Raw genomic sequence first — 5,906 nt, forward strand, 5'->3', positions numbered from 1 at the left:
TACAACCACCACCGCCGGCACTCCTCGCTCGGCTACCTAACCCCAGCCGAGTACGCTCGGCAGTGCACCCATCAAATGGAAACCGACGACTCACAGAACGTCCGGACCGAATGAAGGGGGCGGCTCACACCCACATAGGAGCGGCACGAAACCCGGGACGCTTCAAGGAGACCGTGAACGGGCTCTACAAGGCCGAGCTCATCCACGCCAAGCGGGTGTGGGAGTCGACCGAGGCGGTCGAGCTGGCCACCATGGGGTGGGTGCACTGGTGGAACACCACCCGCATCCACGAGGCCCTTGGCTATCGCACTCCCGCAGAGGTTGAGGCGGCTTACACTCACGATCAGGATTCAGCGCCCGTTGCATCCTGACCTCGGAACGGAACCCAGGGCGCTTCAGTGAGCAGTAGTCCGGGGAGGCCGACGACGCCTGAGGCGTTCCCTTTCGCCCCCACGACGGCGCCCGCTCCCTACCGCGCGAGGGTGCGGGCGCCGTTGTGCGACGTGAGGGCTGGGCCACGAGCCTCAATCCGCTGGTCAGCTTCCCGTTCGAAAGAACCACCCTCAGGCATGATGTTGCCGTTTGCCTTCCCATCCCTCTGACACTGCCGAGGCCACCATGACCAATCCGTCCGTCTATCCCCGCGGCTACCGCCCCCGACACGCGGCTGATGGGCCCGATTCGACTCCTGTGGTGGCCCGAAGGCAGGCGGACTGGCGACCGGAGATCCAGGGCTTGCGCGCGGTCGCAGTCCTCCTGGTGGTGGTGTTCCACATCTTCACGGACAGGGTGTCGGGCGGCGTCGACATCTTCCTGTTCATCTCGGCTTTCTTCCTGACAGGCTCCTTCACCCGCAAGATGGAGGCTGGAAGGCCCCTCGCGGTGGGGCGCTACTGGCTTCACGTCTTCACGCGCCTCATGCCCATGGCGGTGCTGACGATCTTGCTTACCTTGGTTGCCGTTGCCACGGTGTATCCGCTGGCCGACCGTGCTTCGTGGCGGACGGAGGCGCTGGCGTCGGCCCTCTACGTGGAAAACTGGACCCTGGCGTTCAACGCCGTCGACTACTACGCCGCCGACAACACCTCGCTGTCCCCCTTCCAGCATTTCTGGTCGCTGTCGGTCCAGGGGCAGGTGTTCATCCTGTGGCCGCTCCTCTTCCTTGTCTCAGCCCTGGTGGCCCGCCGCACCGGGGCGCGGCCCCGAGCCGTCCTCACGACTGCGTTCGCCTCGGTGTTCGTCGTGTCCCTGCTGTGGTCGGTGACCCAGACCTCCCAGAACCAGGCGTTCACGTACTTCGACACTCGGGCTCGCCTATGGGAGTTCGCCCTCGGTTCCCTCCTGGCGCTCGTCCTTCCATTCATTCACCTGGGACGGCGCACACGGGTGTTCCTCGGCTGGGCAGGGCTCGCGAGCATGATCGCCGTCGGCGTCGTGGTGGACGTCCAGGGCGCCTTCCCCGGCTGGATCGCGCTGTGGCCGCTGATGTCGGCCACTGCTGTGATCGTCGCGGGCACCAGCGGCTCCCATTTCGGTGTGGACCGGGTACTGGCTTCCCGCCCGCTCACCCGCTTGGGTGACTCCGCCTACGCTCTCTACCTCATTCACTGGCCGCTGCTCATCACCTATTCCGTCCTCACGGGGTCACAGAAACCCGGCGCGGCCGCGGGCGTCGTTCTCGTCGTCGTCTCCCTCGGCGCGGCCCTCCTCCTCTCGGTGCGCGTGGAGCGTCCGCTACGAGCGTGGGGCTGGCCCCAGACGGCCGCCTGGCGGTCCGCCGTCGTACTGGGGACCTGCGCCGCTCTCGTTGTGGCGCCGGTGACCCTGTGGCGCGGCGCCGAGGCAGCGGAGTCCGCACGAGTCCTCGAGGCGGCCGACCGGAACAACCCGGGCGCCGCCGTCCTGCGCCCCGACTACGAGCCAGCTGGAGACCCCGGTGCCCCTGTTCTGCCCGTGGTGGAGGGACGGTACCCCTTCCCCGAGTACCCCGAGGAGTGCGACCCCGCCCTGGAAGCACAGTTGACCGAGGTCGGAGCCGAGTCGTGCCATGTCCTCGTCCCACAAGCAGATCCGGCCGGCGTCGTGCTGATGGCCGGCAACAGCCACGTGATGCAGTGGTCCCCCGCTCTCCGGCGCCTCGGTGAGGAGAGACGGCTGGAGGTCGTCAGCTATACGCGGGGCAGCTGCCTGGTAGCGCCGATGGAGGAGCAGGTGGACGACTCCCCGAAGTGCCCGGACTTCCTGGCAGACCTCAACCTGGTCGTGGAGCATGTGCGCCCGGACGTCGTCTTCATGCAGGGCACACGCAGCACCTACGAGGACGAGGAGATGCTCACCCCGGGGATGACCGGGCGGATGGAGGAGATTGCGGGGACGGGTGCCCATGTCCTCGCGCTCCGGGACAACCCCCGGTTTGCGGCCGGATCGCCCACGACCTGCGGAACGATGCACGGGGTCGATGCGGTGACGTGCCGCTGGACGCATGCCGTACTCGATCCGAACACCAGCCCCCTGGCCGGATTGGCCGATGCTCATCCCCGCATCGCGCAGGTGCAGCTGAACGACATGATCTGCCCGGACCGTCAGTGCCAGCCCACGGTGGGCAACGTCCATGTGTACTGGGACGACAACCACCTCACCCCAACGTATGTAGAGACTCTTGCTCCCGTCTTCATCGAGCGTGTGCTGGCGGCCCTGGAGCACGACGGCATGCGTCTAGGACGCTGAGGCTCTCTCGAGCGCGCTGATCAAGGGATGGGAATGGTGCGGGTGTTGATGACACCCTCAGTCCGTTCCCGCTCCTCTATCGGCCTCGAAGAGGTGGGCAGCATGCGGAGCAGAACTACGGCGCCGGGCGCGCCCAGGGCGTGTCTGACACCAGCTTCAACCATGTGACCCCAGTGGTCAGGCGCTCGGCGGCCCGGTAGATGATCGTGCACTCGTCATACCTGGCCACCCGTCCGCGCTACTGCTGCAGGGGCGCATACTGACGTTCGATGACATTGCGGCCCCTACAGGCGACTGCGTCGAAACCGACGGGGCACCCGCTGCTGCAGCCACGACGCCTGCGGTGGCCCTGATGGCCAGCTCACACGGGGATGACCGCCGCGGCTGCCCAAGCAGTGGAGTCGTCTGTAAGCGGCCATGAAAAGCTGCCCATAGGTGGCCAGGGAATGACCCGCTGACGGCCATGAGGACTGCCCAGTGATGGCCACGGGAACTGCCCGGTGCTGGCCATCTGGTTTGCCCGCGTTGCTCGTTGTAAGCGGCCATGAAAAGCTGCCCATAGGTGGCCAGGGAATGACCCGCTGACGGCCATGAGGACTGCCCAGTGATGGCCACGGGAACTGCCCGGTGCTGGCCATCTGGTTTGCCCGCGTTGCTCGTTGCCCGCCGCGTCGTGAGCCGGCGGGGGCCTCCTCCCCGGGTTGGATATCGGTGTCGAATCGAATCCAGCGAGGAAGAGGCCCTGAATGAAGGATGCCGCAGAAACCATGAAAATACTCAGTGCCTATGACCTGACCAAGTCATTGCGGGGCGCCGCCGAGCTGGCCGGTTGCTCCCATCACACCGTGGCCCGGCTGGTGCGGGCCCGCGACGCCGGCCAGACCCCTGGATCCGGAGCCAGCCGCCCGAAGGTCACCGATGTCTGGCTGCCCAAGATCGAGGAATGGGTCGAGGCCTCCACGGGCAGGATCCGCGCCGATGTCGTGCACGCCAAGCTCACCGCAATGGGCTACACCGGCTCTGAGCGCTCCACCCGGCGGGCGGTGGCCGAGGTGAAGGCCGCCTGGCGGGCCGGGAAGCGCCGGGTGCACCGGCCCTGGATCACCGAGCCGGGCGCATGGCTGCAGTACGACTTCGGCGATGGGCCGGCGATCGACGGGGCCAAGACGGTGCTGTTCGTGGCCTGGCTGGCCTGGTCCCGCTACCGGATCGTCATCGCCCTGCGTGATAGGACGGCTCCGAGTGTGTTCGCCGCCCTGGACCGGTGCTTCCGGCTGATCGGGGGCGCGCCGACCTATGTGCTGACGGATAACGAGAAGACAGTGACGGTCTCTCATGTGGCCGGGGTGCCGGTGCGTAACCAGGCCACCGTGGCGTTCGCTCGGCATTACGGCGTGGAGGTGCTGACCTGCCAGCCAGCGGATCCGGCCGCCAAGGGCGGGGTGGAGAACGCGGTGAAGCTGGCCAAGGCCGACCTGGTCCCGAAGGACACCAACCTGCGGGACCAGTACGCCTCGTTCGCTGAGCTCGAGGCCGCCTGCGCGGGGTTCATGGCCATGGTGAACTCCCGGGAGCACCGGGTGACCCGGCGCCGCCCGGACCACATGCTCGCCGAGGAGACCAGCGCGTTGCATCGGATCCCCGCCACGGCGCACACCGTGGCCTACGGGGTGGGACGGAAGGTGCCGGAGAACACGCCGATGGTCTCCTTCGAAAACGCCCAGTACTCGGTGCCCGCGCACCTGCTCGGGGCCGAGGTGTTCGTGCGCCATCACGGCACCGGACCGGACTCGATGGTGGTGATCATGCACGCCGGTGCGCAGGGGCCGGTGGAGGTCGCCCGGCACCGGGTGGCCCGGCCCGGGTCCCCGGCCATCGACGACGCGCACTTCCCCGGCCACGAGACGGACAAGGTGCCCGGGGACTACACCCCGGTGCCCCGTTCGGCGGCGGAGGCCGAGTTCCTGGCCATCGGGGCCGGAGCGAGGACCTGGCTGGTGGAGGCCGCCGCGGCCGGCACCAGCCGGATCGGTCAGAAGATGGCCGAGGCCGTCACCCTGGCCAAGCTCGCCGGCACCGACCAGGTCGACCGCGCCCTCGGGGTGGCCGCGGTGCACCAGCGCTTCGCCCACGGCGACCTGGCCTCCCTGCTCACCGCCGCCGGCCACCGCACCGGGATGCACACCGCCACCGAGGAACGGTCCCTGACCCAGGGCACCGCCGGCTGGGCCGGCCTCGGTACCTCCAACACCGAGGGGGCAGCCCGGTGAGCATCCACACCCCGAACACCGCCGCACCGGCGCTGCCGGCCGATTTGGAGGCGCTGTTGCGGCAGCTGAAGATGCCCCACGCCCGCGGTATCGCCGCCGAGGTACTGGCCACCGCCCGGGCCCAACGCTGGGAGCCGGCCGAGGTCCTCAAGGCCCTGCTGGTCGAGGAGACCACCGGTCGGGCCCGATCCATGCTCGCCGCCCGGCGCAAGGCCGCCGGGTTCCCCACCGGCAAGACCTTCACGACCTGGGATCCGGGCGCCTCCTCGATCCCGGCCCCGACCCAGCAGTCCCTGCGCACCCTGGAATGGCTCTCGCGCAGAGAGAACCTCGTGGTCTGCGGGCCCTCCGGCACCGGCAAGACCTTCTTCCTCGAGGCCCTGGGCCAGCAGGCCGTGGAGGAGGGCAAGCGGGTGGCCTGGTTCACCCTGGAGGACCTCGGGGCGATGATCCGGGCCCACCGGCCCGATGACACCATCACCAAAGCCGTCGCCCGAATCCTGCGCGCCGACCTGATCGTCATCGACGACATCGGCCTGCTGCCGGTCGCCGACGATGCCGCCGAGGGCCTCTACCGCATCGTGGACGCCGCCTACGAGAAACGCTCCGTAGCGATCAGCTCGAACCTGCACCCGGCCGGCTTCGACGAGCTGATGCCCAAGACCCTGGCCACCGCCACCGTGGACCGGCTCCTGCACCACGCCCACGTGTGCCAGACCACCGGAGACTCCGTACGGATGACCCAGGCAATGGCCGGGAAGGGAGTCATGCCACTGAACTGATCCCATCACGGTGGCCAGCACCACCACCCAAACGGGCAAACCAGCTGGCCACCAGTGGGCAGTTCTGATGGCCACCAGCGGGAAGAAACACTGGCCGCCTATGGGCAGAACTCAATGGCCCTTGACA

3 protein-coding genes and 2 pseudogenes are annotated in these 5,906 nt (G+C 68.3%); 4 read left to right on the forward strand and 1 reads right to left on the reverse strand.

The window, feature by feature from the left end; genetic code table 11:
• Nucleotides 1–167: 167 nt before the first annotated feature.
• A pseudogene (locus J1M41_RS02275) lies at nt 168–371 on the forward strand (integrase core domain-containing protein); the annotation flags it as partial.
• 247 nt (nt 372–618) lie between these two features.
• Nucleotides 619–2,727, forward strand: a complete 2,109-nt coding sequence (locus J1M41_RS02280) for an acyltransferase family protein (RefSeq protein ID WP_095695480.1) — start codon at nt 619–621, stop codon at nt 2,725–2,727.
• A 115-nt stretch (nt 2,728–2,842) separates the two neighbouring features.
• Here J1M41_RS02280 and J1M41_RS11975 read toward each other — a convergent pair.
• Nucleotides 2,843–3,106, reverse strand: a pseudogene (locus tag J1M41_RS11975) (IS5/IS1182 family transposase); the annotation flags it as partial.
• Nucleotides 3,107–3,473: 367 nt separating this feature from the next.
• On the opposite strand from J1M41_RS11975, the gene J1M41_RS02285 reads away from it, so the two are divergent.
• Both J1M41_RS02285 and istB read left to right on the forward strand, forming a co-directional pair.
• Nucleotides 3,474–4,997, forward strand: a complete 1,524-nt coding sequence (locus J1M41_RS02285; protein WP_031943827.1) for an IS21-like element ISMlu14 family transposase — start codon at nt 3,474–3,476, stop codon at nt 4,995–4,997.
• Nucleotides 4,994–5,779: an IS21-like element helper ATPase IstB gene (istB, locus tag J1M41_RS02290; protein WP_010078636.1), complete on the forward strand. Its 786-nt coding sequence runs from the start codon at nt 4,994–4,996 to the stop codon at nt 5,777–5,779. Before J1M41_RS02285 ends, istB begins: the two co-directional genes overlap by 4 nt.
• Nucleotides 5,780–5,906: the final 127 nt, after the last annotated feature.

This window comes from Micrococcus sp. KRD096 (assembly GCF_017168495.1).
Lineage (GTDB): Bacteria > Actinomycetota > Actinomycetes > Actinomycetales > Micrococcaceae > Micrococcus > Micrococcus luteus.

Coding starts and splice junctions, on each gene's coding strand:
- J1M41_RS02280 (WP_095695480.1), top strand. CDS start 619: ATGACCAATCCGTCCGTCTATCCCCGCGGCTACCGCCCCCGACACGCG.
- J1M41_RS02285 (WP_031943827.1), top strand. CDS start 3,474: ATGAAGGATGCCGCAGAAACCATGAAAATACTCAGTGCCTATGACCTG.